The organism is Nonomuraea sp. MG754425 (assembly GCF_021699195.1).
Lineage (GTDB): Bacteria > Actinomycetota > Actinomycetes > Streptosporangiales > Streptosporangiaceae > Nonomuraea.
On sequence record NZ_SSXE01000026.1, the window covers coordinates 41,343 to 65,000 of the forward strand.

Below are 23,658 nucleotides of genomic sequence, written 5' to 3' on the forward strand. Positions count from 1 at the left end.
AATTAAGGTAGGACTCGTGACTCGTCGCGCGAAAATCGTCTGCACTCTAGGCCCCGCCACATCCTCCAAGGAACGTCTCCGCGAGCTGATCGCCGCGGGCATGGACGTGGCACGGTTCAACCTCAGCCATGGCAATCACGACCTGCACAGAGAGGTTTACGACCGGGTCAGGGAGGTGGCGGCCGACCTCGGCCGCGGCGTAGGCGTCCTCGCCGACCTGCAGGGCCCGAAGATCCGCGTCGGCACGTTCGAGGAAGGGCCCGTCCGGCTGGGCTTCGGCGACGTCTTCACCATCACCGGCGAAGACGTGCCCGGCGACCGCGAGCAGGTCTCCACCACCTACAAGGGCCTCCCGAAGGACGTCCGCTCCGGTGACACCATCCTCGTCGACGACGGCCGCCTCGTGCTCGAGGTCACCCGGGTCGACGGCGAGCGCGTCACCACCCGCGTCGTCATCGGCGGCATGATCTCCGACAACAAGGGCCTCAACCTGCCGGGCGTCAACGTCAGCGCCCCCGCGCTCACCGACAAGGACGAGGCCGACCTGCGCTGGGCCCTGCGCACCGGCTGCGACATGATCGCCCTGTCGTTCGTCCGCCGCCCGTCCGACGCCGACGTGGTGCGCAACATCATGGAGCAGGAGGCCGTCCGCCTCCCGCTGCTCGCCAAGATCGAGAAGCCGCAGGCCGTCGACCGCCTCCCCGAGATCGTCGACGCCTTCGACGGCATCATGGTCGCCCGCGGCGACCTCGGCGTGGAGCTGCCGCTGGAGCAGGTCCCGATCGTGCAGCGGCGCATCATCGAGCTCTGCCGCGAGAAGGCCCACCCGGTCATCGTCGCCACCCAGATGCTCGACTCGATGATGAACTCGCCGCGCCCCACCCGCGCCGAGACCTCCGACGTGGCCTACGCCGTCATGGACGGCGCCGACGCGATCATGTTGTCCGGCGAGACCTCGGTCGGCAACTACCCGATCGAATCCGTCTCCACCATGGACCGCATCGCCTGCGCCGCGGAGAAGTCCTATCTGCAGGCCACCCACACGCTGGAGCGCATGCCCGAGACCACCGGCGGCGCCATCGCCCGCGCCGCGGCCGAGGTCGGGGCCATCGTGGGGGCCAAGGCGCTGGTGGCGTTCACGATGTCGGGGGAGACGGCGCGCCGGCTGGCCCGCTACCGCTCGCCGATCCCGCTGCTCGCCTTCACCTCCTCGCCGCACGTGCGCGGGCAGCTCTCGCTGACCTGGGGGGTGGAGACCTTCCACGTGCCGTTCGTGCACCACACCGACGACATGGTGCGGCAGGTGGAGGCGTCGCTGCTGTCCCTGGGGCGGCTGGAGAAGGGCGACAAGGTCGTCATCGTGGCCGGCTCGCCTCCCGGCACCCACGGCTCCACCAACGCGTTGCGCGTCCACACGATCGGATCGGCGGTCTCGCACGCGCAGTGACGTCCTCCGGGCCGTCATGTCGAAGGCCACCCGTCCGCGTTGCGGCGGGTGGCCTTCGGCGTGATCGGGCCGGTGCGCCTCGTCAGTCGTTGGCGTGCAGCGCGGCGTTCAGCTCGATGCCGCCGCCCTTGCGCGGCAGGGCCTCCACCGCGCCCGACTGCGAGTTGCGCCTGAGCAGGATGCCGTCGGAGCCCGACAGCTCGGCGGCCTTGACGACCGTGCCGTCCGGCAGCGTGACCCGGGTGCCCGCCGTGACGTACAGGCCGGCCTCCACCACGCAGTCGTCGCCGAGCGAGATGCCCACGCCCGAGTTGGCGCCCAGCAGGCAGCGCTCGCCGACCGAGATGACGTGCTTGCCGCCGCCCGACAGCGTGCCCATGATCGAGGCGCCGCCGCCCACGTCGGAGCCGTCGCCGACGACCACGCCGGCCGAGATCCGGCCCTCGACCATCGAGCTGCCCAGCGTGCCGGCGTTGTAGTTCACGAAGCCCTCGTGCATGACCGTGGTGCCACTGGCCAGGTGGGCGCCCAGCCGGACCCGGTCGGCGTCGGCGATCCGGACCCCCGAGGGCAATACGTAGTCGACCATCCGCGGGAACTTGTCGACCCCGTGCACCGTCACCGTGCCCCTGGCCCGCAGGCGCAGCCGGGTGCGCTCGAAGTCGGGCACCGGGCACGGGCCGTGGCTGGTCCACACCACGTTGGCCAGCAGGCCGAAGATGCCGTCGAGGTTGACGCCGTGCGGCTGGACCAGGCGGGCCGACAGCAGGTGGAGGCGCAGGTAGACGTCGTGCGCGTCCACGGGAGCCTCGGAGAGCTTGGCGATGCCGGTGCGCACGGCCACCACCTCCACGCCGCGCGCCGCGTCGGGGCCGGTCAGCTCGGCCAGTTCCCCGGCCTCACCGGCGGAGAGCCGCTGCGTGCCCGAGAGGGGCGCGTCGCCCAGTTCGGGCGCGGGGAACCAGGTGTCGAGTACGGTGCCGTCGGCGGCGATGGTGGCGAGGCCGGTGCCGAACGCGCCGGTCGAGATGGGATCGATAGCAGTCACGGCCCCAAAAATACCGTTTCCGAGGTCGGTCCAGCTCATCAGCACGCCCGGCCGGCCGCCCGGGAGCCTCAGCCCAGAGCCCCCAGATCGGCCGAGAGCCAGTGCTCGGGACGCATCCTGAACGTCACGAGCACGTTGAGGTCGGAGCCCTGCACGTAGCCGGACACGGCGTCGGGCGGCAGGTAACGGGCCGCGATGCGGGTCAGGTCGTCGAGCGTCGTCGGCCCCGAGGACACCACCGGGCCCTCCACCGACACGTACCGGTAGGTCGGGCTGTCGCGCTGCACCAGGATCGAGAAGCGGCCCGCCTTGGCGACCAGCCGGGCCTTGTGCGAGTCGCCGTCCGTCAGGAACCGGAGGTCGCCGCCGGGGAGGTAGTCGTACCAGACCGGTACGGTCAGCGGGGCGCGGCCCTCGCCCGCCTCCACCGCCAGGCTCGCGATGTGTGCCTCCGCCAGGAACGCCTCCCGCGCCGCCATGCTCAACGGCATAGCCCCACCCCCGTATTCATCGATCTTGAAACGGCTATTCCCGGTGGGAGCGATCCCGAAAAGTCCCGGCCCCGACCGATACGCGGGCCGCGACCTCGGCCGCCGTCCGCACGAACGCCGCCAGCGCCCGCGACCGCGTTCCCTCCGGCCAGGCCAGCAGCACGGTCGTCGGCGTCCCGTCGAGCACCGGCACGCACACCAGGTCGCGCCGCACCTGCTCGCGCACCGACTCGGGCGCCACCACGACCACCCGCCCGAGGGCGGCGAGCTGCATCAGCGTCGCCGGGTCGGTCACCTCGGGGTGGGCCCGCGGCCAGCGCGGCGTCGGATCGGCGTCGAGGTCGGCCAGCCGGACGTGCTCCCGCCCGGCCAGCGGGTGCCGGGACGTCATGACCGCCACGCCGGCCTCCACCCGCAGCGGCTCGGTGTCGAACCCCGTCAGGTCCTCGTACGGGCTGTGCAGGAACGCCACGTCCGCCGTGCCGTCACGGACGAGCCGGGCCCGCTCGGCCACCCCGCACAGCGCCAGTTCCACCGCCACCGCGTCGGGGTGCGTCCGGTAGGCGGCCAGGACGTCCGGCAGCAGCCCGCCGTCGCCGCCGGGCTTGAGCGCCAGCACCAGCCGTGGCTCGGCCAGGCCCGCCCGCCGTGTGCGGGCCGTCGCCGCGGTCACCGCGCCGAGGATCTTGGCGGCCTCCCTGGCCAGCACCTCGCCCGCCGGGGTCAGCGACACCCCGCGGCTGGAGCGCTCGAACAGCCGCACCCCGAGCCGCCGCTCCAGTTGCTGAATCGCCCTGGACAGCGGCGGCTGCGCGATGCCCAGCCGCCGCGCCGCCCGCCCGAAGTTCAGCTCCTCCGCGACGGCCGTGAAGTAGGTCAGCTCGCGCGTCTCCATACCGTCAGGGTATGGCCCGCGACCCATCCGGTGTTGGCCCGGCGGCCGGGGTCGATGGTGTGCTTCCAGGCATGACACAGACCACCACCGCCCTGGTGACCGGGGCGAACAAGGGCATCGGATACGCGGTCGCCGCCGGGCTCGCGGCCAGGGGCCTGGCCGTCGTGCTCGGCTCCCGGGACCGCGACCGCGGCGAGCGGGCCGCCGCCCGCCTGCGTGCCGAGCTGGCCGGGAAGCCCGAGGTGCGGGCCGTCGTCCTGGACGTCACCGATCCCGCCACCATCGCGGCCGCCGCCGCCTCACTGGACCGGCTGGACGTGCTCGTCAACAACGCCGGCGTCTCCGGCCCCGTCGGCCTGACGCCCGCCGTCACCCCGCCGGAGGTCCTGCGCGAGGTCTTCGAGACCAACGTCGTCGGCGTCCTCATGGTCACCAACGCGATGCTGCCGCTGCTCAGACGCTCGCCCGCCGCCCGTATCGTGAACGTCTCCAGCGGCGTCGGCTCCCTGCGCCACCACACCGACCCGGCCCACTACCTGGCGGCCCTGCCGGCCTCCGCGACGTACCCGCCCTCCAAGACCGCCCTCAACTCCCTGACCGTCCAGTACGCCAAGGAGCTGCGCGCGGACGGCATCCTCGTCAACGCGGCGGCCCCCGGAGCCTGCGCCACCGACTTCACCAAGGACCTGCCTTTCGCCATCACGCGTACGGCGGCCGACGGGGCGGCCGTCATCGTCCGCCTGGCCACGCTGGGACCCGACGGGCCGACGGGCGGTTTCCATGATGACGAGGGGCCGGTGCCCTGGTAGCAAGGGGTGATGAGCAGGGTTTCGGCCCTGCGCGCCGCACGCGATGGAGCCGACCGGTGGGGCATGATGGTGCCGGAAGCGGGATTCGAACCCGCACGCCCTTTCGAGCAGACGCTTTTGAGGCGTCCATGTCTGCCATTCCATCATTCCGGCTGGAATATCCGGACTTGTCCGGACTGATGCTGCAGCCTACCGTCGATCCCGGTCGGTGGAAGGACGCCAGCGTGGATCTAATCTACCGGACGTCTGTACTCTTCTGCTCGTGAGTACGCAGCGGCGAGTAGTGATCGCGGAAGACGAGGCCCTGATCCGCCTCGACCTCAAGGAGATGCTCCAGGAGGACGGCTACGTCGTCGTGGGCGAGGCCGGTGACGGCGAGCAGGCGATCCGGCTGGCCGCCGACCTGAAGCCCGACCTCGTCATCCTCGACGTGAAGATGCCCGTGCTCGACGGCATCTCGGCGGCCGAGCGGATCGTGTCCGATCGGATCGCCCCCTGCCTCATCCTGACCGCCTTCTCCCAGCGCGACCTGGTCGAGCGGGCCAGGGACGCGGGGGCGATGGCCTACCTGGTCAAGCCGTTCACGAAGGCGGACCTAGTGCCGGCGATCGAGATGGCGGTCAGCAGGCACGAGGAGATGGTGGCGCTGGCGGCGGAGGTGTCCAGCCTGTCGGAGCGGCTGGAGACCAGGAAGCTGGTGGAGCGGGCCAAGGGGCAGCTCATGACGCAGCACGGCTGGAGCGAGCCGCAGGCGTTCAGGTGGATCCAGAAGGCGTCGATGGACCGGCGGCTGAGCATGCGCGAGGTTGCCCAGATCGTTATCGACGACGCGGCGGAGCGCTCCTGAGCCGTCTCCATCGCCGGCCGGACGGTCCGGCCACCCGCATCCTGGCCCGGCAGTATCGGGCCAGGAGGCTCTGATATCCGGCCGTGTCCGTAACTCTGCCGAAACGGGCCATTACTACGGGTGTTTGGGACATTACAAATCGGCATAAAAGCCGCGTAAGAACTCCCCAACGTCGAGCCGGGCAGGCATGCTGAGCTCGGAAAACCCGGCGAAGAAGATCGTCTCTTCGCCGTGATTGGGGGAGACTCGTATATGAACCGTACTGCTCCGATGGGGCGCATGCTGGCCGTCGCGGCCGCGGCGAGCCTGGCACTGACGGCCTGTGGCGGTGGTGGCGACACGGCCGAGCAGTCCGCCTCCACCGCGCCGTCCGCCGCGTCCTCCAGCGGGGCCGCCCCGGCCGCGAAGGGCGACGGCACGCTCACCATTGGCACGGTCCTGCCGCAGACCGGTTCGCTGGCCTTCCTCGGCCCGCCCGAGTTCGCCGGCGTGGACCAGGCCATCAAGGAGATCAACGAGGCGGGCGGCGTGCTCGGCAAGCCGGTGACCAAGGTGCACACCGACTCCGGCGACACGACCACGAACATCGCCTCGCAGTCGGTGGACAAGCTCATCGCGCAGGGCGCCGACGCCATCATCGGCGCGGCCTCCTCGTCGGTGTCGGAGTCGATCATCGACAAGGTCACGGGCGCGGGCATCGTGCAGTTCTCGCCGGCCAACACCTCCGACAAGTTCACCACCATCCAGGACAACGGCCTGTACTTCCGCACCGCGCCGCCGGACAAGCTGCAGGGACGCGTCCTGGGCGACCTGATCGCGGCCGACGGCAACGACACCATCGGCATCCTGGCCATGCAGGACTCCTACGGCTCCGGCCTGGCCGACCAGGTCACCAAGACGGCCGAGGCGGCCGGGGCGAGCGTCGTGGAGCGGGTCGACTACGACCCGAAGGCCGCGGAGTTCTCCGCCGACGTCGCCAAGATCAAGGCGGCGAACCCGAAGGCGGTCGTGCTGATCGGCTTCGAGGAGGGCGCCAAGGTCGTCGCCGAGCTGGTCAAGCAGGGGCTGACCGCCGACAAGGTCAAGTGGTACATGGTGGACGGCAACATGTCGAACTCCAACTACCTGAAGATGCCCAAGGGCACGCTCGCGGGCGTCAAGGGCACCATCCCCGGGGCCGAGGCTCCCGAGGAGTTCAGGGAGAAGCTCAAGAAGCTCAACCCGAAGCTCGACGACTTCACCTACGCCGCCGAGTCGTACGACGCCGCGAACCTGATCGCCCTGGCCGCCGAGGCGGCCAAGGACGACAGCGGCGCGTCGATCGCGGCCAAGCTGGCCGAGGTCAGCAAGGGCGGCGAGAAGTGCAAGAGCTTCAAGGAGTGCGTCGACCTGCTGAAGGACGGCAAGGACATCGACTACGACGGGATCAGCGGGCCCGTCGAGTTCGACGACAACGGTGACCCGGCGGTGGCGACGATCGGCGTCTACCAGTACGGGGACGACAACAAGTACCCCACCAAGGCGCTGGAGTACCGGACCGGCAAGATCGAGGGCTGAGGACCGCGCCGGGCGCCCTCCCTGTCCTTCCGGGGAGGGCGCCCGGCCCGTGTTCACCCGCCGAGGTGGCAGGCGCGCTGGGCGTAGCGCAGGAAGCGGTCCTGGAGGGGCTTGGGCGGTGTGACGATCACCACGCGCTCCTCGCCCCCGTCCACCGAGGCCCGCACCGGGAACAGGAACGCCTTCTTGGCCTCCGCGAACCCGTGCCCCGAACAGATGCCGGGGCTGAGCTCGATCGGCGCCTCCAGCCGTGATTCCCCCGCCCGCAGCGTGCCCAGGGGCCGGGTCCTGGGGGTGACGATGTAGTGCGTGGTGCCGCCCATGTCGTTGACCGTGACCACGCCAGGCCCGCGCCGCGTGAGCACGAGGCTGCCGCGGATGACCAGGTCCGACTCCGGCCCCGCCTCCGTCCACTCGGTCCCGAACGCGATGTCGGCGCGCTGCGTGACGAGGTGGGCCGCGCACTCGTCGCGCAGCAGCCTGGTCAGCAGCGGATCGGGGTGCGGCACCGTGAAGACCACCTTGCGGGGCTGCTCGGAGCCGGTCCGCACGTGGGCCACGACGGTCGCGGGCCGCACCGGGGGCAGGCCGTCGGGGGAGCAGTTGGCGGCGCCGTAGACGAGGGGCAGGTCCGTACGCTCGGTCTTCCTGATGACGGCGTCGGCCCGCGCGGGCGGCAACGTTTTGAAGGACGGCGTGACAAGCTGGATGTCGGCGAAATAAACCGGTGTTTCGCCGGTATTTCGGACAGCGACTTGAAGCGCGTGCACCGCCTCATCGGAGCGATATTGGGCCAGCGAGACGGAAACCCCGGCGGGCGGGGAGGTGGGCGGAGGTGCCGCCGGTGCCGCCGGTCCGGGAGAACCGCAACCGGCGACGATCACGGCCATCGCGAAGATGAGCGTTTTGCGCTTCACCCGTCGCACATTAAGCGCCCGTGCGCAGCTCTCGTAAGTTGAGGAGTGATTACGACTCCGCATCCAAGTGCCGACAGTTCTCCAGCGGATCTGGTTGGAGCAGGCGGCAATTTTGTACGTTTCCGTCATTCGATCGGGAACGCTCGGCGGTGCTGAGGATCCCGGTGCCTGGAATCGGAGGAGACACTTCATGATCCGCATTGCTCCCATGGGGCGGGCGCTGGCTGTCGTCGCTGCGACCAGCCTCGCCTTGACGGCCTGCGGTGGTGGCGGCGGTGACACCGCCGCGCAGACGTCCCAGAGTGCTGCGCCGGCCTCGTCCGCGCCCGCCGCGAAGGGCGACGGCACCCTCACCCTCGGCACGCTGCTGCCTCAGACCGGTTCGCTGGCGTTCCTCGGCCCGCCCGAGTTCGCGGGTGTCGACCTGGCGCTGAAGGAGATCAACGAGGCGGGCGGCGTGCTCGGCAAGCCCGTCGTCAAGCACGACACCGACTCGGGCGACACGACCACCAACATCGCCTCGCAGTCGGTGGACAAGCTGCTGGCGCAGTCGGCCGACGCCATCATCGGCGCGGCCTCGTCGTCGGTGTCGGAGTCGGTGATCGACAAGATCACGGGCGCCGGCGTGGTGCACTTCTCGCCGGCCAACACCTCCGACAAGTTCACCACCATCCAGGACAACGGCCTGTACTTCCGCACCGCGCCGCCGGACAAGCTGCAGGGGCGCGTGCTGGGTGACCTGGTCATCTCCGACGGCAACGACACCGTCGGCATCATGGCCATGCAGGACTCCTACGGCACCGGCCTGGCCGACCAGGTGCAGAAGACCGTGACCGAGGGCGGCGCCGAAGTGGTCGAGCGCGTCGACTACGACCCGAAGGCCGCCGACTTCTCCGCCGACGTCGCCAAGATCAAGGCGAAGAGCCCCAAGGGCATCGTCCTGATCGGCTTCGAGGAGACCGCCAAGGTCGTCCAGGAGCTGATCAAGCAGGGTCTCCCGGCCAGCAAGGTCAAGTGGTACATGGTGGACGGCAACATGTCGAACACCAACTACGTCAAGATGCCCAAGGGCACGCTGACGGGCGTCAAGGGCACCTACCCCGGCGCCGCCGCTCCGGACGAGTTCCGCGAGAAGCTGATGAGCGTCAACCCCAAGCTCGAGGACTTCACCTACGCCCCCGAGTCGTACGACGCCGCGAACCTGATCGCGCTGGCCGCCGAGGCCGCCAAGAGCGACGCGGGCGTGGACATCGCGGCCAAGCTGGCCGAGGTCAGCAAGGGCGGCACGAAGTGCACGAACTTCAAGGAGTGCGTGGACCTGCTGAAGGCCGGCACGGACATCGACTACGAGGGCGTCAGCGGCCCGGTCGAGTTCAACGACGCCGGTGACCCGGCGGTCGCCACCATCGGCATCTACCAGTTCGAGGACAACAACAAGTACCCGGTCAAGGCGCTGGAGTACCGCAGCGGCAACATCGAGGGCTGAGCACAGAGCTGAGCGGACCGAAAGGCCCGGCCGTCACGGCCGGGCCTTTTCGTGTTCAGCCGCACCCCGCCACGATCTGGTCGGCGGCGGCGCGGTACTGCTTCAGCAGCGCCACCTGACGCTCCCTGGGCACGTCGCTCCTGGACAGGGAGGCGGTGGTGGTCTTCACGGTGTCGGCCGCGGCCCGCAGCGACTCGGGCAGCCGGTCGCCGAACTCCAGCGTTATGCCGTTGGCCTCGGCCAGCCGGCCGATGACGGCGTCCTCGAAGTTCTGCCGCTCCTCCTGGCCCTCGGGCTCCAGCATGAGGCCCGCGTACCCGATGGCGGAGACCACACGGTCGCAGGGGCTGTCGGTGGGGTCGCCGCCGGTGCTGTACTTCGCCGCGGAGGACGAGCCGGTCTGGCAGCCGACGAGCAGGACGGGCAGCATGAGCGCGATTGTCGCTAAACGTTTCACATCGCTCATTAAAAAACGGAGAAGGGGTCCGATGGGAGCCCCTTCTCCGCTTTCGCCGGGTTACGCCTTGGCCAGCGTCCCGAGGTACAGCTCGATGACCTTGGGGTCGTCGGCGAGCTGCCTGCCGGTGCCGGTGTAGGCGTTGCGGCCCTGGTCGAGGACGTAACCGCGGTGGCAGATCTGCAGGCAGCGCCGCGCGTTCTGCTCCACCATGATCACGGTCACGCCGGCCTTGTTGATCTGCTGGGCCTGGATGAAGACCAGGTCCTGCAGCTTGGGCGACAGGCCCGCGGACGGCTCGTCCAGCAGCAGCACCGAGGGCTCGGTCATCAGGGCCCTGGCCATCGCCACCATCTGCCGCTCACCGCCCGACAGGGAGCCGGCGCGCTGCTTGCGCCGCTCCTTGAGCGCGGGGAACAGGTCGGCCACGAACTCGAAGCGCTCCTTGAACTTCCCCGGCACCTGGAAGGCGCCCATCTCGAGGTTCTCCTCGATGGTGAGGCTGGGGAAGACGTTGTTGGTCTGCGGCACGTAGCCGACGCCGCGGGAGACCAGTGAGTGGGCCTTCATGTTCGTGATGTCCTCACCCTTGAGCACGACCGTGCCCGTGCGGATGGTGACCAGGCCGAACATGGCCTTGAGCAGGGTCGACTTACCGGCGCCGTTGGGGCCGATGATGCCGATCAGCTCGCCGTCCTTCACGTACAGGTCGGAGCCGTTGAGGATGTTGACGCCCGGGAGGTAGCCCGCGATCAGCTCGTCGCAGCGCAGCACCGCGTCCTTGGCGCCCTCCAGGTGGGCGCTGCGGTCGGTGACGGCGGCTTTCGACTGGGCGGGCGCTTCGTCGGCGCTCACTTCTGCTTCTCCTCCTCGGTGGCGGTCGCGGGCTCAGGTTCGGGCCCAGCGGTCTCAGATGCGGTCTCGGACGCGGGCTCGGGTGCGGTGGCGCCGGAACCCTCGGACTCGCTGATCTCCGCCTCCAGGGCCGCCTCAGCCTCCTGGAGCTGGGCCTCCAGCTCGCCCTCCGACAGCGGGGCGTCGTGATGGGCGCCGAGGTAGGCGTCGATCACCCGCTCGTCGGACATGATCGTCGAGGGCGGCCCCTCGGCGATGACCGCGCCCTGCGCCATGACGATCACCCAGTCGCTGATGTCGCGGACCATGTCCATGTCGTGCTCCACGAACAGCACGGTCATGCCCTGCTCGCGCAGGTCCTTGACGTGGCCCAGCAGCGACTGCGTCAGCGCCGGGTTCACCCCGGCCATGGGCTCGTCGAGCATCACCAGCTCGGGCTGGACCATCAGCGCGCGGGCCATCTCCAGCAGCTTGCGCTGGCCGCCGGACAGCGCGCCGGCGAAGTCGTCGCGCTTGGCGTCGAGCTTGAAGCGCGCCAGCAGGTCCTCGGCCCGCTCGGTGATCTCCGCCTCCTGGCCGCGCCAGAGCGACGGCAGGAGGGCCTGCCAGAAGTTCTCGCCCTTCTGCTGCTGGGCGCCCAGGCGCATGTTCTCCAGCACCGTCAGGCGCGAGAGCGCCTTGGTGAGCTGGAAGGTGCGCACCATGCCGGCGCGCGCCACCTTGTGGGCCGGCACCCCGTTCATGGACCGCCCGTTGAACGTCCACGAACCGGAGTCGGCCGTGTCGAAGCCGGTGAGCTGGTTGAAGAACGTGGTCTTGCCGGCTCCGTTGGGCCCGATCAGCGCGGTGATGGAGCCGCGCTGGATCTCGACGTGGTTCACCTCGACGGCGGTCAGGCCGCCGAAGCGGCGCACCACGTTGTCCACCACGAGGATCGGGTCCGGCTTGGGCACACCCGGGTCGCGGGCCAGGTCCTTGAAGACGGCCAGGGCGGCCGCCTTGCGTCCGGTGTTCTCTGTGGTCTCAGCGTGCATCGATCGCTATCTCCCTCTTGTCACCGAAGATGCCCTGTGGCCGGAAGATGAGCAACAGGATGAGGCCGAGCCCCACCAGGACGTAGCGCAGCGCGCCGGCCTGGTTGGTGTCGATGAAGGTGATGACGCCCGCGCCGACGGCCTCGCTGAGCACGCCGTTGAGCAGCACCAGCAGCACCCAGAAGAGCATCGCCCCCACGACGGGGCCGAGCACTCGGGCGGCGCCGCCCAGGATGACCATCGTGTACAGGTAGAACGTGGTCTCGGTGCCGAACACGTCCGGTTGCACCGAGCCGTAGGCCAGGCCGTAGATGAAGCCGCCCAGGCAGCCGATGACGCCGCCCAGGATGAGCGACTGCATCTTGTACGAGAACACGCTCTTGCCCAGGCTGCGCACCGCGTCCTCGTCCTCGCGGATGGCCTTGAGCACGCGGCCCCAGGGGCTCTTCATCAGCAGGTAGACCAGACCGCAGCAGAGCGCGATCAGCAGCCAGCCGACGGTCAGCACCCACATCGAGCGGCTGTTGAAGAACAGCGGTACGGGGCCGAGGTTGAACCCGTAGTTCCCTTCGGGGAACGGGTTGAGCGCGTAGAAGCCGTCGGTGAAGCCGCGCCGTCCGTCGGAGCCGCCGAAGACGCTCTTGAACTGCACCGAACGGAAGACGAGCCGGACGATCTCGGCCGCGGCGATGGTGACGATGGCCAGGTAGTCGGCCCGCAGGTGCAGGGTCGGGATGCCCAGCAGGATCGCCATGATCACAGCCGAGATCAGGCCGACGATGACGCCGACCCAGAACGGCAGGCCCAGGACGGTGACCGTGACGGCCAGGCCGTACCCGGCCACGCCCATGAAGGCGGCCTGGCCGAAGTTGAGCAGGCCGGTGTATCCGAAGTGCACGTTGATGCCGATGGCGGCCAGAGCGTACAGCACCGTCTCCACGTTGATCGCGGCCTTGACGGTGGTACTGATGATCGTGATCCAGTCCATTCTGATCCTCCCCCGATCAGCCGATTCGCTCTCGGCGGCCGAGAATGCCCTGCGGCCGGACAAGGAGCACGATGATGAGTACGGCGAGCGCGCCCACGCTCTTGAGCTCCGGTGGCACCCACAGGGTGGAGACCTGGATGAACAGGCCGACCGCGAGCGAGCCCACCAGGGCGCCGAAGGCGGTGCCCAGCCCGCCGAGCGTGACGCCGGCGAAGATGAGCAGCAGGATGTCCTGGCCCATCGTGTACTTCAGGTTCTGGGAGAGGCCGAGCAGGATGCCGGACAGTGCGGCGATGGCGCCGCCGCCCGCCCAGATGATCCGGATCACCCGGTCGACGTTGATGCCGGACGAGGCCGCGAGCGCCGGGTTGTCGGCCACGGCGCGGGCCGCCTTGCCGGTGCGGGTGCGCAGCAGCGCGAAGCCGACGATGATCAGCACCGCGAGTTCGATGCCCATGGCGACGAAGTTCTTGGGCGCTGCCGAGATCGGCCCGATCTCCACGCCGGGCTGGGCCGTGTACTGGGCGTACGCCTCGGTCTGACCGCCGAAGAAGATCAGGAACACGTACCGGAGGAAGAGCGCCACGCCGATCGAGATGATCATCATGGCGATCGTGCCGGTGCCGCGCCTGCGGAGCTGGCCCCAGAACAGGCGGTCCTGCAGGTAGCCCAGGATTCCGGCGACGATGACGGCGATCACCGCGGCCGGTATGAGATGCAGGCCGAAGCCGATGTTGAAGGCGTAGGCCAAGATGGCGCCTAGCGTGACCAGCTCGCCGTGGGCGAAGTTGGTCAGGCCGGTGGTGCCGTAGATGAGCGACAGGCCGAGCGCGGCCAGGGCGATGATCAGTCCGAGGTTCAGGCCCTCGAACGTGAGCTGCGCGGCCTGGGTCCAGAACGGGCTCTCACCGCCGCCCGCCGCCTGGTCCTGGTTCGCGGCGCCCTTGGGCTGCAGGGCGTACAGGACCGCGGAGCAGTTGCCCTCGTAGACCGTCGGCGTGCGGACATTGCTGCCGCCGCGCACCTCGGCATTCTGCGGAAGGCTGCTGACATCCAGCGTGACCTTGTACTTGCCTGGTTTGTCGACTTGAACCGTCCAGGAGCCTTCCGCGTTTGTCGTGACCTCCTCGACGGCTTGGCCGTCCTCGGTGGTCACAGCGATCTTTGCGCCGTTCACTGCCTGGCCTTGGAGTTTGAGTGTTCCCCTCAATCCCTGGCAATCGACAGGGCCCGCTTGGGCGGGACCTGCCAGCAGGAAGATGAGTCCACCCAGGAAGGCCGTGAACGCGATCACGGCTCTGCGCAATGGTGCTCCCTCAAAAGTAAGTCAAAGGCGGGGTCAGGACCCCTCCATCTCGACACGCGCGCATCACAGGCACAACTGGGATGCAATGGCGGGAGCTTATTCCGGCTACGCCCGGTTCAGTATCGTTCGTCACCAATTAGTGACATGTGTGTGTCACTCATGTGAGGAACCAACAAGCCAGGTCAGGGGCTAAATGAGGCTTGACGCCTGGCGTCGGGAGAAAACGGATCGATAACGATCGCGTGGAAGAAGTTGACGAGCCCGCGGGGGTGGCCTTTGGGGCCATGAACGGCTCCCTGGCGGACACGGAAGCACCCCCGCGTACGTGGGGGCCGAACACGTTTTCTACTGGGCCACCCCGCGGGCTCTGTTCAGACCACCGTATCGACCCACGGGGGCCATGCGCAAAGGGTCGGCGAAAGTGACGGATGTGACGAAGGGTCAGCGGTCACGCAACATGCAGGTGAGACGGGAGGTGCACACGCGCCGCCCCTGTTCGTCGGTGATCTCGATCTCGTACGTCGCCAGCGTCCGGCCCCCGTGCACCCGGGTCGCCACGCCCGTGACCCAGCCGGAGGTCGCGGAGCGGTGATGGGTGGCGTTCAGCTCGATGCCCACGGCGATGCGGCCGGAACCGGCGTGCAGGGCCGCCCCCACGGAGCCCAGCGTCTCGGCGAGCACCGCGGACGCCCCGCCGTGCAGCAGCCCGTACGGCTGCGTGTTCCCCGCGACCGGCATCCGGCCCACGACCCGCTCCGGCGCCGCCTCGAGGAACTGGATGCCCATCCGGTCCGAGAGCGTGCCTTGGTGCAGGTCGCCGAACACACTCACATCGATGGGGTCGGTGTGCGTCAAAGGGACGTCTCCACTCTTCCGAGCTCGGGTTTTCTGTCGCAGACGCAGACTAGGCTGCGTACGTGCCGAAGAGTGAAGTGACCCCCAGCCGCCCGTGCCTGCTGCTGCTCGACGGGCATTCCCTGGCCTATCGCGCGTTCTACGCGCTCAAGGACGCCAACCTGATGACCACCGACGGTCAGCACACCGAGGCGGTCTACGGGTTCACCTCGATGCTGACCAACATCCTGCGCGACGAGCAGCCCACGCACGTCGCGGTGGCCTTCGACCGGTCGGAGCCGACCTTCCGCCACGAGGAGTACGCCGACTACAAGGCCAACAGGAGCGAGACCCCGGAAGACTTCCGCGGTCAGATGCAGCTCATCTTCGAACTGCTCGACACGCTGCGCATCCCGCACCTGTCCAAGGCGGGCTTCGAGGCCGACGACCTCATCGCCACCCTGGCCACCCGCGCCGGCGAGCAGGGCATGGACGTCCTGATCGTCACCGGCGACCGCGACGCGCTGCAACTGGTCAACGAGCACGTCACCGTCCTGATGACGCGGCGCGGCATCAGCGACATGACCCGGTTCACGCCCGAGGCGGTCGAGGAGAAGTACGGTCTCACCCCCGCCCAGTACCCCGACTTCGCCGCCCTGCGCGGCGACCCCAGCGACAACCTGCTGAGCATCCCCAGCGTGGGGGAGAAGACCGCCGCCAAGTGGGTGCGCGAGTTCGGCTCGCTGACCGCGCTGGTCGACCGGGTCGACGAGGTCAAGGGCAAGGTCGGCGACAAGCTGCGCGAGCACGTCGCCCAGGTGCTGATGAACCGCCGGCTCACCGAGCTGCTGCGCGACGTCCCGGTCGAGGTCGATCTCGCCGACCTCCAGCAGGGCGAGTGGGAGCGCGAGGAGATCAACAAGCTGTTCGACACCCTGCAGATCCGCGGCGAGCTGCGTGAGCGGGTCTTCAAGGTGCTCGGCACCGGCGAGCAGGAGCCCGACCAGGGCTTCGAGGTCGAGACCGTGCTGCTCGGCCCCGACCGCGTGGCCGGCTGGCTGGCCGCGCTGCCCGAGGGCCGCGCCGGGCTGGCCGTCAAGGGCTCCTACGGCAGCGGCACCGGCCGCATCGACGCCGTCGCCATCGCCTCGCCCGACGGCACCGCCGCGCACATCGACCCCGTCAAGCTCACCGAGGGCGACGAGGCGGCCCTGCGGGCCTGGCTGGGCGACGACACCAGGCCCAAGGCCGTCCACGACGCCAAGGGGCCCATCCTGGCCCTCTGGGCGCAGGGCATGGAGCTGCGCGGCCTGAGCTGCGACACCGCGCTGGCCGCCTACCTCGCCATGCCGGGCCAGCGCACCTTCGCCCTCGAAGACCTCGCCAGGCGCTACCTCCACCGCGACCTGCGGGCCGAGGAGGAGCCCAGCGGGCAGGCCGCGCTGTTCGGCGACGACGAGGACGCCCCGGCCAAGGACCTCGCGCTGCGCGCCCACGCCGTGCTGGAGCTGGCCGAGGCCCTGGAGAGCTTCCTGGCCGGGCGCGGCGGCACCCAGCTCCTGGCCGACGTGGAGCTGCCGCTGCTGTCGGTGCTGGCCGAGATGGAGCGCGCCGGCATCGCCGTCGACAGCGAGTACTTCGCCGGCCTGGAGGCCGAGTTCGGGGCGGCGGTCAAGCACGCCGTCGAGGAGGCGCACCGCTCGGTCGGCGAGCAGTTCAACCTGGGCTCGCCCAAGCAGCTCCAGGAGATCCTGTTCACCCGGCTCAACCTGCCCAAGACCAAGAAGATCAAGACCGGCTTCAGCACCGACGCCGACCAGCTCGCCTGGCTCGCCACCCAGACCGAGCACGAGCTGCCCACGATCATGCTGCGCCACCGCGACCAGCAGAAGCTGCGCACCACGGTGGAGGGCCTGATCAAGGAGGTCTCCGACGACGGGCGCATCCACACCACGTTCAACCAGATCATCGCCGCCACCGGCCGGTTGTCCTCGGAGAAGCCCAACCTGCAGAACATCCCGATCCGCACCGCCGAGGGCCGCCGCATCCGGCAGGGCTTCACGGTCGGCGAGGGCTACGAGACACTGCTGACCGCCGACTACAGCCAGATCGAGCTGCGCATCATGGCCCACCTGTCGGGCGACGAGTCGCTGATCGAGGCGTTCGAGTCCGGCCACGACTTCCACCAGGCCACCGCGGCCCGCGTCTTCGACCTGCCGCCCGAGCAGATCGACGGCGAGCTGCGGGCCCGCATCAAGGCCATGAACTACGGGCTGGCCTACGGTCTGTCCGACTTCGGGCTGTCCGGCCAGCTCAACATCCCGGTGGCCGAGGCGCGGGCGCTGAAGGAGGAATACTTCCAGGAGTTCGGCGGGGTGCGCGACTTCCTGCACGCCATCGTCTCCCAGGCCCGCACCGACGGCTACACCGAGACGATCATGGGCCGCCGCCGCTACCTGCCCGACCTCACCAGCGACAACCGCCAGCGCCGCGAGATGGCCGAGCGGATGGCGCTCAACGCCCCGATCCAGGGCTCGGCCGCCGACATCATCAAGGTCGCCATGCTCAACGTCCGCCAGGCGCTGCGCGAGGAGGGGCTGGCCTCCCGGATGTTGCTGCAGGTCCACGACGAGCTGGTGTTCGAGGTGGCGCCGGGCGAGCTGGAGGGGCTCACGAGCCTCGTGCGTGACCAGATGAACGCCGCCTACCACCTGCGCGTGCCGCTGGAGGTCTCGGTGGGGGTCGGCCGCACCTGGGAGGACGCCGGGCACTAGCCGCCCCCGGTCCGCCGCCGAGAGGCCCCTCTCCGCGCCGCGGGGAGGCACTTCCCTCCCCGTGGGGCGCTCGCCGCGACAGGGCCGGGAGGCGCGGACGCCCGGCACGAAGTGCCGTTTGTGCCCTGGATTCTGCACTAGCCTGAGACGACCGTCTTCACCGAGCGGCCGGGAGTTTCGTGCGGTTACCAGCGTCCCTCACGCGGATCATCGCCATCGCGAACATCGTCGTGATCACGGTCGCCGTGATCGGCCTGAGCCTCGTCCCCGACGACTCCCGCCCGCACGCCACGCCCAAAGACGTCGCCACGATCGAGGACGCCCCCGCCGCGCAGCCGCCGTCGCCGTCCCCTGTGGGGCAGCCGCCGGGGGTGGTGGCCACGCCCGACTTCGCGCGGCAGGTGGGGGCCAACGAGGCGGGGCTGGTGCCGGTCCTGATGTACCACCGCATCATGGCCAAGCGGCTCGCCTCCCTCGACCGCACGCCCGCCCAGCTCAGGAAGGAACTGGAGCGGCTGGCGGAGCGGGGCTACGTGCCGATCACCGCCAGGGAGTTCGTCGCCGGCGACATCCGGGTGCCCGCCGGGAAGTTCCCGGTCGTCCTCACCTTCGACGACGGCCACCCCAGCCACTTCGGCCTGGACGCCGGTGGCAACCCGCTGCCCGGCACCGCCGTGGCCGTGATCCAGGAGGTCGCCGGCCGGTATCCGGACTTCCGTCCCGTGGCCACGTTCTGGATCAACGGGGAGCCGTTCGGGCTGCGTGACCGGGCCGCGCAGGAGAGCGCCGTGCGGTGGCTGGTCGATCACGGCTTCGAGGTGGCCAACCACACCTGGGCCCATCCCAACCTGCGGGTGCTCAAGCGCAAGAAGGTGAGCGAGCAGATCGTCCGGCTCGAACGCCTGCTCAGGAAGCTTGGCGCGCCGCCCTCGGAGACGATGGCCCTGCCGTACGGGTCGATGCCCCGTACCAAGAAGGCCGCGCGGAGCGGGACCTGGGACGGCACGCGGTACGATTTCGCGGGCGTGTTCCTCGCCGGGGCCGAGCCGTCGCTTTCGCCCTACGCGAAAAAATTCGACCGTGGGGCGATCCAGCGGATCCAGAGCAACGGCAAGAAGGGCGAGTGCCGCAGGTGGTGCTCGCAATACTGGCTGGAATGGCTGGACAAACACCCCGATGAGCGCTATGTGAGCGACGGCGACCCGAGGCGGATCTCCCTACCGGAGAAACTTCGGGGTAATATCGTCGCCAAGCGAGGGCTGCAGGTCATCGCCTACTGATGTCTCGTTGGATTGACCCAGTGGCGAAGGTCTCATATGCTGATCGCTGCGCTGTGGGCTCGCGCGCGCCTCAGACGGAGCGGGCTCGCGCTCGGTCACGTCGATGTCGTAATTCCTCGGCTTGATGCGGAAGAGGGCCTGCCGCGCATCCGCCACATCGACATCCTGTCCGCGTTCGGAGCAATTCCACACATGACGTCCAGCACTGAGGCCACCTCGAGCACCCCGCAGGTAGCGGTCAACGACATCGGGTCCGAGGAAGCCTTCCTCGCGGCGATCGACGAGACCATCAAGTACTTCAACGACGGCGACATCGTCGAGGGCACCGTCGTCAAGGTCGATCGAGACGAGGTTCTTCTCGATATCGGCTACAAGACCGAGGGTGTCATCCCCTCGCGTGAGCTTTCGATCAAGCACGATGTCGATCCCGCTGACGTCGTGGAGGTCGGGGAGCACGTCGAAGCCCTGGTTCTCCAGAAGGAGGACAAAGAGGGCCGCCTGATCCTGTCCAAGAAGCGTGCTCAGTACGAGCGCGCCTGGGGCACGATCGAGAAGATCAAGGACGAGGACGGCATCGTCACCGGCACCGTCATCGAGGTCGTCAAGGGTGGTCTCATCCTCGACATCGGCCTGCGCGGCTTCCTCCCGGCGTCCTTGGTCGAGATGCGCCGTGTCCGCGATCTGCAGCCGTACGTCGGCCGCGAGCTCGAGGCGAAGATCATTGAGCTCGACAAGAACCGCAACAACGTGGTTCTGTCGCGCCGCGCCTGGCTCGAGCAGACGCAGTCGGAGGTTCGCCAGACCTTCCTCAACACCCTTCAGAAGGGCCAGGTCCGCAAGGGCGTCGTCTCCTCGATCGTCAACTTCGGTGCGTTCGTGGACCTCGGCGGCGTCGACGGTCTGGTTCACGTGTCCGAGCTGTCCTGGAAGCACATCGACCACCCGTCCGAGGTGGTCGAGGTGGGCCAGGAGGTCACGGTCGAGGTCCTCGACGTCGACATGGAGCGCGAGCGCGTCTCCCTGTCGCTCAAGGCCACTCAGGAAGACCCGTGGCAGCAGTTCGCCCGCACCCACCAGATCGGCCAGGTCGTGCCGGGCCGCGTCACCAAGCTGGTGCCGTTCGGCGCGTTCGTCCGGGTCGAGGAGGGCATCGAGGGCCTGGTCCACATCTCCGAGCTGGCCGAGCGCCACGTGGAGATCCCGGAGCAGGTCGTCCAGGTCGGCGACGAGATCTTCGTGAAGATCATCGACATCGACCTCGACCGTCGCCGCATCAGCCTCTCGCTGAAGCAGGCCAACGAGGGCGTCGGCGCCGAGGTCGAGTTCGACCCGACCCTCTACGGCATGGCGGCCACCTACGACGACCAGGGCAACTACATCTACCCCGAGGGCTTCGACTCCGAGACCGGGGAGTGGCTCGAGGGCTTCGACAAGCAGCGTGAGGAGTGGGAGCGGCAGTACGCCGAGGCCCAGCAGCGCTTCGACGCCCACCGGAAGCAGATCGAGGAGGCCCGTAAGGCCGAGGCAGAGGCCGGCGAGGCCGCTCCCACGTCCTACGCGGGTGAGACCCCGGCGCAGTCGGGCAGCTCTTCCTCGTCGGCTCCCGCCAGTGGCGCGCTCGCCTCTGACGAGGCGCTCGCGGCTCTGCGCGAGAAGCTCGCGGGCGGCCAGAGCTGACGTCCTCGGTTCCTTCGAGGGCATCGGCCGCCTGAGGCACAGGTAGTCGGGAAGGCCCCGCACGGTTCGTCCGTGCGGGGCCTTCCGCATGTCCGGCGCACGGAAGTGCTCCGGGGCCCGGCCAATGCGGAAGGAACCTTGCCGCATGGGGGTCTACGGTCGTGGCCATGGACGACATCAAGCCTTTTCACATAGACATCCCGCAGGCCGACCTCGACGACCTGCGGACCCGGCTGCGGCGCGCGAGGTGGGCCGCGCAGTTGCCCGGTGGATGGAGCAGGGGCGTGCCCGTGCAGTACCTGCGCGAGCTGGCCGCGTACTGGGCGGACGGGTTCGACTGGCGGGCGCAGGAGGCCAGGCTGAACGCCTTCCCCCAGTTCCGCACCGTCATCGACGGGCAGCCGATCCACTTCCTGCACGTACGCTCACCCGAGCCGGACGCGCTGCCGCTGATCATGACGCATAGCTGGCCCAGCTCCGTGGCCGAGTTCCTGGAGGTCATCGGGCCGCTCACCGACCCGCGCGGCCACGGCCGCGACCCCGGCGTCGCCTTCCACGTCGTGGCGCCGTCGCTGCCCGGGTTCGCCTTCTCGCCGTTCCCCGAACCCGCCGACGAGCGGCCGTGGAGCATCGAGCGGGTGGCGCGCACGTGGGCGGAGCTGATGCGCGGCCTCGGGTACGACCGTTACGGCGCGCACGGCAACGACTGCGGCGCGCTCGTCACGCCGCAGCTCGCGGCGCTGGACAGCGAGCACGTGGTGGGCTCGCTCATCACCGCGGGGCTCGGCATCCCCACCGGCGCGCCCGGCGAACTCGACGGTCTCGGCGAGGAGGACCGTGCCGAACTGGCCCGGCTGAGCGAGTGGACGACCGGGGGCAGCGGGTACGGGCCGTACCTGGCGGCCCGGCCGCAGACCCTCGGCCACGGATTCGCCGACTCGCCGGTGGCGCAGCTCGCCTACCTGGTGGAGAGGTTCAAGGAGTTCGACGGGTGGGGGTCGGAGGAGGAGCCGATCGGGCGCGACCTGGTGCTCACCAACGCCAGCCTGTACTGGCTGACGGACACCGGGACCTCCTCGTCCTGGCCGTACTACGAGGGGGCGGCCGGGCTGCCGATCTCGCAGCGGGCGGTGCCGACCGGAGTGACGCACGGCGGGCCGGAGGTGCTGCGGCGGGTCGCCGAGCGCGGCAACGACATCGTGTACTGGGGCAAGGCGCACAGCCCCAGCCACATGGTGGGCATGGCGGAGCCGTCCTCGCTGGTGGACGGCATAAGGGAGTTTTTCCGGATGATCCGCTGAGCGCGGGCCGGAGATTTTACCTTTGGCCGTGAGAAGCCTCTGACCTGCGAGGTTGTGCGCTGGGAAACTGTTTGCCGCTGATGGTCGAGACTCTCCCAAGGGGTGGCGCATTGGGCATGGCACAGCGGGTGTTCCGGGCGACGGCCGTGCTGGCGGTCGTGGCCGCCCTGGTCCCGGTGGGAGTGTGTGCGGGCGCCACCCTTTCGGGGTCCGGGGTCGCCGCGCGAGCCGGCGGGTCGTTCGGCCTGGCCGGGGTGCGACGGCAACCCGTGATGGGCGGCGGCCTGGTGTGGCGGGCCTGCGGGGACGGGCTGGAGTGCGGGAAGTTGTCCGTGCCCGTCGACTGGGCCAGGCCGCGCGGGCCGCGTACCGCGATCGACCTGGCCAGGATGCCCGCCCGCCACCCGGCCCGCAGCCTCGGGCCGCTGGTCGTGAACACCGGGTCCGGTCCCACCATCCAGGGGGTGCGGGCGCGTCCCGACGCCGTGAGCGAGCTGGCGCGCTGGTTCGACGTGGTGTTCGTGGAGCCGCGCGGGATCGGCGACCGGGGCAGCGCCGCCACCGTGCGCTGCTCCGTGCCCCAGCCCGACCCCCGGCGGCTCCAGCTCACCCCCGGACCGGCGGCGTGGCGGGCCTACGCCCGCGACAACGCCGCCTACGACCGCAGTTGCCGCATCGCCGCCGGGCCCGCCTACGCGGGGCTCACGTCCTGGCAGGTGGCCCACGATCTCGACGCCGTACGCGCCGCGCTCGGGCAGCCGCGGCTGCGGTACTTCGGCAACTCCGACGGGGCCGGGTACGGGCAGGCGTACCTGCGGCTGTTCCCGCGCCGCGTGGAGCGGATGTATCTGGAGGGCGTGCCCGACCAGCGCCGGTCCGGGCTGGGACGGCGGTTGATCGCCCACGCGCGGGCGGCCGAGCGGCAACTGGCCTACTTCCGCGCCTGGTGCGCCGGGCGGATGGGCTGCCCGCTCGGTGACCGCGACGCCGTGCGGGTGCTGGACGGCCTGCTCGAACGCGCGCCCCTGCCGGCCGGCCCCGGACGTGCGGTGGACGGCCGCCAGATCGCGACCGCCGTGCTGGCCGGGCTGGTCCCGCAGCGCTGGCCGGAGCTGGCTCAGGCGCTGTCGGCGGCCGAGGCGGGCGACGCGAGCGCGCTGGCCGCGATGGTCGTAGAGGAGCGGCCCGTGGCTCCGGCCATGGTGACGCGGTCGCTGCACTGCCACGACTTCATGCCCGCCGTGCCCCGCTACCGGCGCTTCCTGGCGATGGAGGCGCGGCTGCGGGAGGTGGCGCCCCGCGTGGGCTGGCTGACCGGCCGGTACGAGGTCGGCCGCTGCCTCGGCATCCCCGGACCGCCGGCCTGGCCTGCGCGATCGGCGAGCGGGGCGTCCGCCGCGCGGCCTGGACCGGGCGCTGCCGTTGGGCCGGGGTCGAGCGAGGGTTTCGCCGCGCGGCCCGGACAAGGCGCTGCTGCTGGGCCGGGGGAGAGTTCCGCCGCTGGGCCGGGGCCGGGCGACGGTTTCGCCGCGCGGCTGGGGGAGGGCGAGGGCTCTGTCTCAGGGCTGGGGCCGGATTCTGCCGCGGGGCTGGGACGGACTGAGGGTTTCGCCGCGCGGCTCGGACAGGGTGAGAGCCCTGCTGCGGGGTCGGGG

Annotated in this window: 19 protein-coding genes, 1 tRNA gene and 1 pseudogene; 10 read left to right on the forward strand and 11 right to left on the reverse strand. The window is 69.9% G+C overall.

The window, feature by feature from the left end; all coding sequences use genetic code 11:
- Positions 1-16 precede the first annotated feature (16 nt).
- The gene (gene pyk / locus FAF44_RS11975; protein ID WP_237103161.1) at positions 17-1,447 is read left to right on the forward strand and encodes a pyruvate kinase; all 1,431 of its coding nucleotides are present in this window, start codon (positions 17-19) and stop codon (positions 1,445-1,447) included.
- Between the two features lie 82 nt (positions 1,448-1,529).
- Here pyk and dapD read toward each other — a convergent pair whose 3' ends face one another.
- The 3 genes from dapD to FAF44_RS11990 all read right to left on the reverse strand — a co-directional run bounded on the left by dapD (position 1,530) and on the right by FAF44_RS11990 (position 3,881).
- Positions 1,530-2,495: a 2,3,4,5-tetrahydropyridine-2,6-dicarboxylate N-succinyltransferase gene (gene dapD / locus FAF44_RS11980; RefSeq protein WP_237103162.1), complete on the reverse strand. Its 966-nt coding sequence runs from the start codon at positions 2,493-2,495 to the stop codon at positions 1,530-1,532.
- Positions 2,496-2,563: 68 nt separating this feature from the next.
- Positions 2,564-2,986 carry a pyridoxamine 5'-phosphate oxidase family protein gene (locus FAF44_RS11985; RefSeq protein WP_237103163.1) on the reverse strand — a complete coding sequence of 141 codons (423 nt, stop codon included), beginning with the start codon at positions 2,984-2,986 and terminating at the stop codon, positions 2,564-2,566.
- A 34-nt stretch (positions 2,987-3,020) separates the two neighbouring features.
- Positions 3,021-3,881 carry a LysR family transcriptional regulator gene (locus FAF44_RS11990; protein WP_237103164.1) on the reverse strand — a complete coding sequence of 287 codons (861 nt, stop codon included), beginning with the start codon at positions 3,879-3,881 and terminating at the stop codon, positions 3,021-3,023.
- A gap of 71 nt (positions 3,882-3,952) precedes the next feature.
- Here FAF44_RS11990 and FAF44_RS11995 point away from each other — a divergent pair, with 71 nt between their 5' ends.
- Complete coding sequence (locus FAF44_RS11995) at positions 3,953-4,690, forward strand: SDR family NAD(P)-dependent oxidoreductase (RefSeq protein WP_237103165.1); 738 nt, start codon at positions 3,953-3,955, stop codon at positions 4,688-4,690.
- Between the two features lie 67 nt (positions 4,691-4,757).
- On the opposite strand, the gene FAF44_RS12000 is transcribed toward FAF44_RS11995, so the two are convergent.
- A tRNA-Leu gene (locus FAF44_RS12000) sits at positions 4,758-4,843 on the reverse strand.
- A gap of 109 nt (positions 4,844-4,952) precedes the next feature.
- On the opposite strand from FAF44_RS12000, the gene FAF44_RS12005 reads away from it, so the two are divergent.
- Positions 4,953-5,537, forward strand: coding sequence for an ANTAR domain-containing response regulator (locus tag FAF44_RS12005; protein ID WP_237103166.1), 585 nt, complete (start codon positions 4,953-4,955; stop codon positions 5,535-5,537).
- A 252-nt stretch (positions 5,538-5,789) separates the two neighbouring features.
- Positions 5,790-7,094, forward strand: coding sequence for an ABC transporter substrate-binding protein (locus FAF44_RS12010; protein ID WP_237103167.1), 1,305 nt, complete (start codon positions 5,790-5,792; stop codon positions 7,092-7,094).
- A 53-nt stretch (positions 7,095-7,147) separates the two neighbouring features.
- Here FAF44_RS12010 and FAF44_RS12015 read toward each other — a convergent pair whose 3' ends face one another.
- Positions 7,148-7,774 carry a hypothetical protein gene (locus tag FAF44_RS12015; protein ID WP_237103168.1) on the reverse strand — a complete coding sequence of 209 codons (627 nt, stop codon included), beginning with the start codon at positions 7,772-7,774 and terminating at the stop codon, positions 7,148-7,150.
- Positions 7,775-8,201: 427 nt separating this feature from the next.
- On the opposite strand from FAF44_RS12015, the gene FAF44_RS12020 reads away from it, so the two are divergent.
- Entirely contained in the window at positions 8,202-9,497 is a 1,296-nt protein-coding gene (locus FAF44_RS12020) for an ABC transporter substrate-binding protein (protein ID WP_237103169.1), read from the forward strand.
- Between the two features lie 55 nt (positions 9,498-9,552).
- Here FAF44_RS12020 and FAF44_RS12025 read toward each other — a convergent pair whose 3' ends face one another.
- From FAF44_RS12025 to FAF44_RS12050, 6 genes and pseudogenes are all read right to left on the reverse strand, one after another.
- On the reverse strand, positions 9,553-9,927 hold the full coding sequence (locus FAF44_RS12025; RefSeq protein ID WP_237103170.1) for a hypothetical protein: 375 nt from the start codon (positions 9,925-9,927) through the stop codon (positions 9,553-9,555).
- Between the two features lie 87 nt (positions 9,928-10,014).
- Positions 10,015-10,809: an ABC transporter ATP-binding protein gene (locus tag FAF44_RS12030; protein ID WP_237103171.1), complete on the reverse strand. Its 795-nt coding sequence runs from the start codon at positions 10,807-10,809 to the stop codon at positions 10,015-10,017.
- A 176-nt stretch (positions 10,810-10,985) separates the two neighbouring features.
- Positions 10,986-11,843, reverse strand: a pseudogene (locus tag FAF44_RS12035) (ABC transporter ATP-binding protein); the annotation flags it as partial.
- Positions 11,833-12,831, reverse strand: coding sequence for a branched-chain amino acid ABC transporter permease (locus FAF44_RS12040; RefSeq protein WP_237103172.1), 999 nt, complete (start codon positions 12,829-12,831; stop codon positions 11,833-11,835). The gene FAF44_RS12040 and the pseudogene FAF44_RS12035, both read right to left, overlap by 11 nt.
- 16 nt (positions 12,832-12,847) lie before the next feature.
- Complete coding sequence (locus FAF44_RS12045; RefSeq protein WP_237103173.1) at positions 12,848-14,125, reverse strand: branched-chain amino acid ABC transporter permease; 1,278 nt, start codon at positions 14,123-14,125, stop codon at positions 12,848-12,850.
- 453 nt (positions 14,126-14,578) lie between these two features.
- A complete protein-coding gene (locus FAF44_RS12050; protein WP_237103181.1) occupies positions 14,579-14,923 on the reverse strand; it encodes a PaaI family thioesterase in 345 nt (114 codons plus the stop codon).
- 131 nt (positions 14,924-15,054) lie between these two features.
- On the opposite strand from FAF44_RS12050, the gene polA reads away from it, so the two are divergent.
- The 5 genes from polA to FAF44_RS12075 form a co-directional block, all read left to right on the forward strand.
- Positions 15,055-17,745, forward strand: coding sequence for a DNA polymerase I (gene polA, locus FAF44_RS12055; protein WP_237103174.1), 2,691 nt, complete (start codon positions 15,055-15,057; stop codon positions 17,743-17,745).
- 179 nt (positions 17,746-17,924) lie between these two features.
- Entirely contained in the window at positions 17,925-19,025 is a 1,101-nt protein-coding gene (locus FAF44_RS12060; RefSeq protein ID WP_237103175.1) for a polysaccharide deacetylase family protein, read from the forward strand.
- Positions 19,026-19,217: 192 nt separating this feature from the next.
- A complete protein-coding gene (rpsA, locus tag FAF44_RS12065) occupies positions 19,218-20,702 on the forward strand; it encodes a 30S ribosomal protein S1 (protein WP_237103176.1) in 1,485 nt (494 codons plus the stop codon).
- A gap of 167 nt (positions 20,703-20,869) precedes the next feature.
- On the forward strand, positions 20,870-22,003 hold the full coding sequence (locus FAF44_RS12070; protein ID WP_237103177.1) for an epoxide hydrolase family protein: 1,134 nt from the start codon (positions 20,870-20,872) through the stop codon (positions 22,001-22,003).
- A gap of 116 nt (positions 22,004-22,119) precedes the next feature.
- On the forward strand, positions 22,120-23,658 hold a 1,539-nt coding region (locus FAF44_RS12075), incomplete at its 3' end, for an alpha/beta fold hydrolase (protein ID WP_237103178.1).

Coding starts and splice junctions, on each gene's coding strand:
- FAF44_RS12025 (WP_237103170.1), bottom strand. CDS start 9,927: ATGCTGCCCGTCCTGCTCGTCGGCTGCCAGACCGGCTCGTCCTCCGCG.
- FAF44_RS11990 (WP_237103164.1), bottom strand. CDS start 3,881: ATGGAGACGCGCGAGCTGACCTACTTCACGGCCGTCGCGGAGGAGCTG.
- FAF44_RS11985 (WP_237103163.1), bottom strand. CDS start 2,986: ATGCCGTTGAGCATGGCGGCGCGGGAGGCGTTCCTGGCGGAGGCACAC.
- FAF44_RS12050 (WP_237103181.1), bottom strand. CDS start 14,923: ATGGGCATCCAGTTCCTCGAGGCGGCGCCGGAGCGGGTCGTGGGCCGG.
- FAF44_RS12070 (WP_237103177.1), top strand. CDS start 20,870: ATGGACGACATCAAGCCTTTTCACATAGACATCCCGCAGGCCGACCTC.
- FAF44_RS12040 (WP_237103172.1), bottom strand. CDS start 12,831: ATGGACTGGATCACGATCATCAGTACCACCGTCAAGGCCGCGATCAAC.
- FAF44_RS11995 (WP_237103165.1), top strand. CDS start 3,953: ATGACACAGACCACCACCGCCCTGGTGACCGGGGCGAACAAGGGCATC.
- rpsA (WP_237103176.1), top strand. CDS start 19,218: ATGACGTCCAGCACTGAGGCCACCTCGAGCACCCCGCAGGTAGCGGTC.
- FAF44_RS12010 (WP_237103167.1), top strand. CDS start 5,790: ATGAACCGTACTGCTCCGATGGGGCGCATGCTGGCCGTCGCGGCCGCG.
- FAF44_RS12020 (WP_237103169.1), top strand. CDS start 8,202: ATGATCCGCATTGCTCCCATGGGGCGGGCGCTGGCTGTCGTCGCTGCG.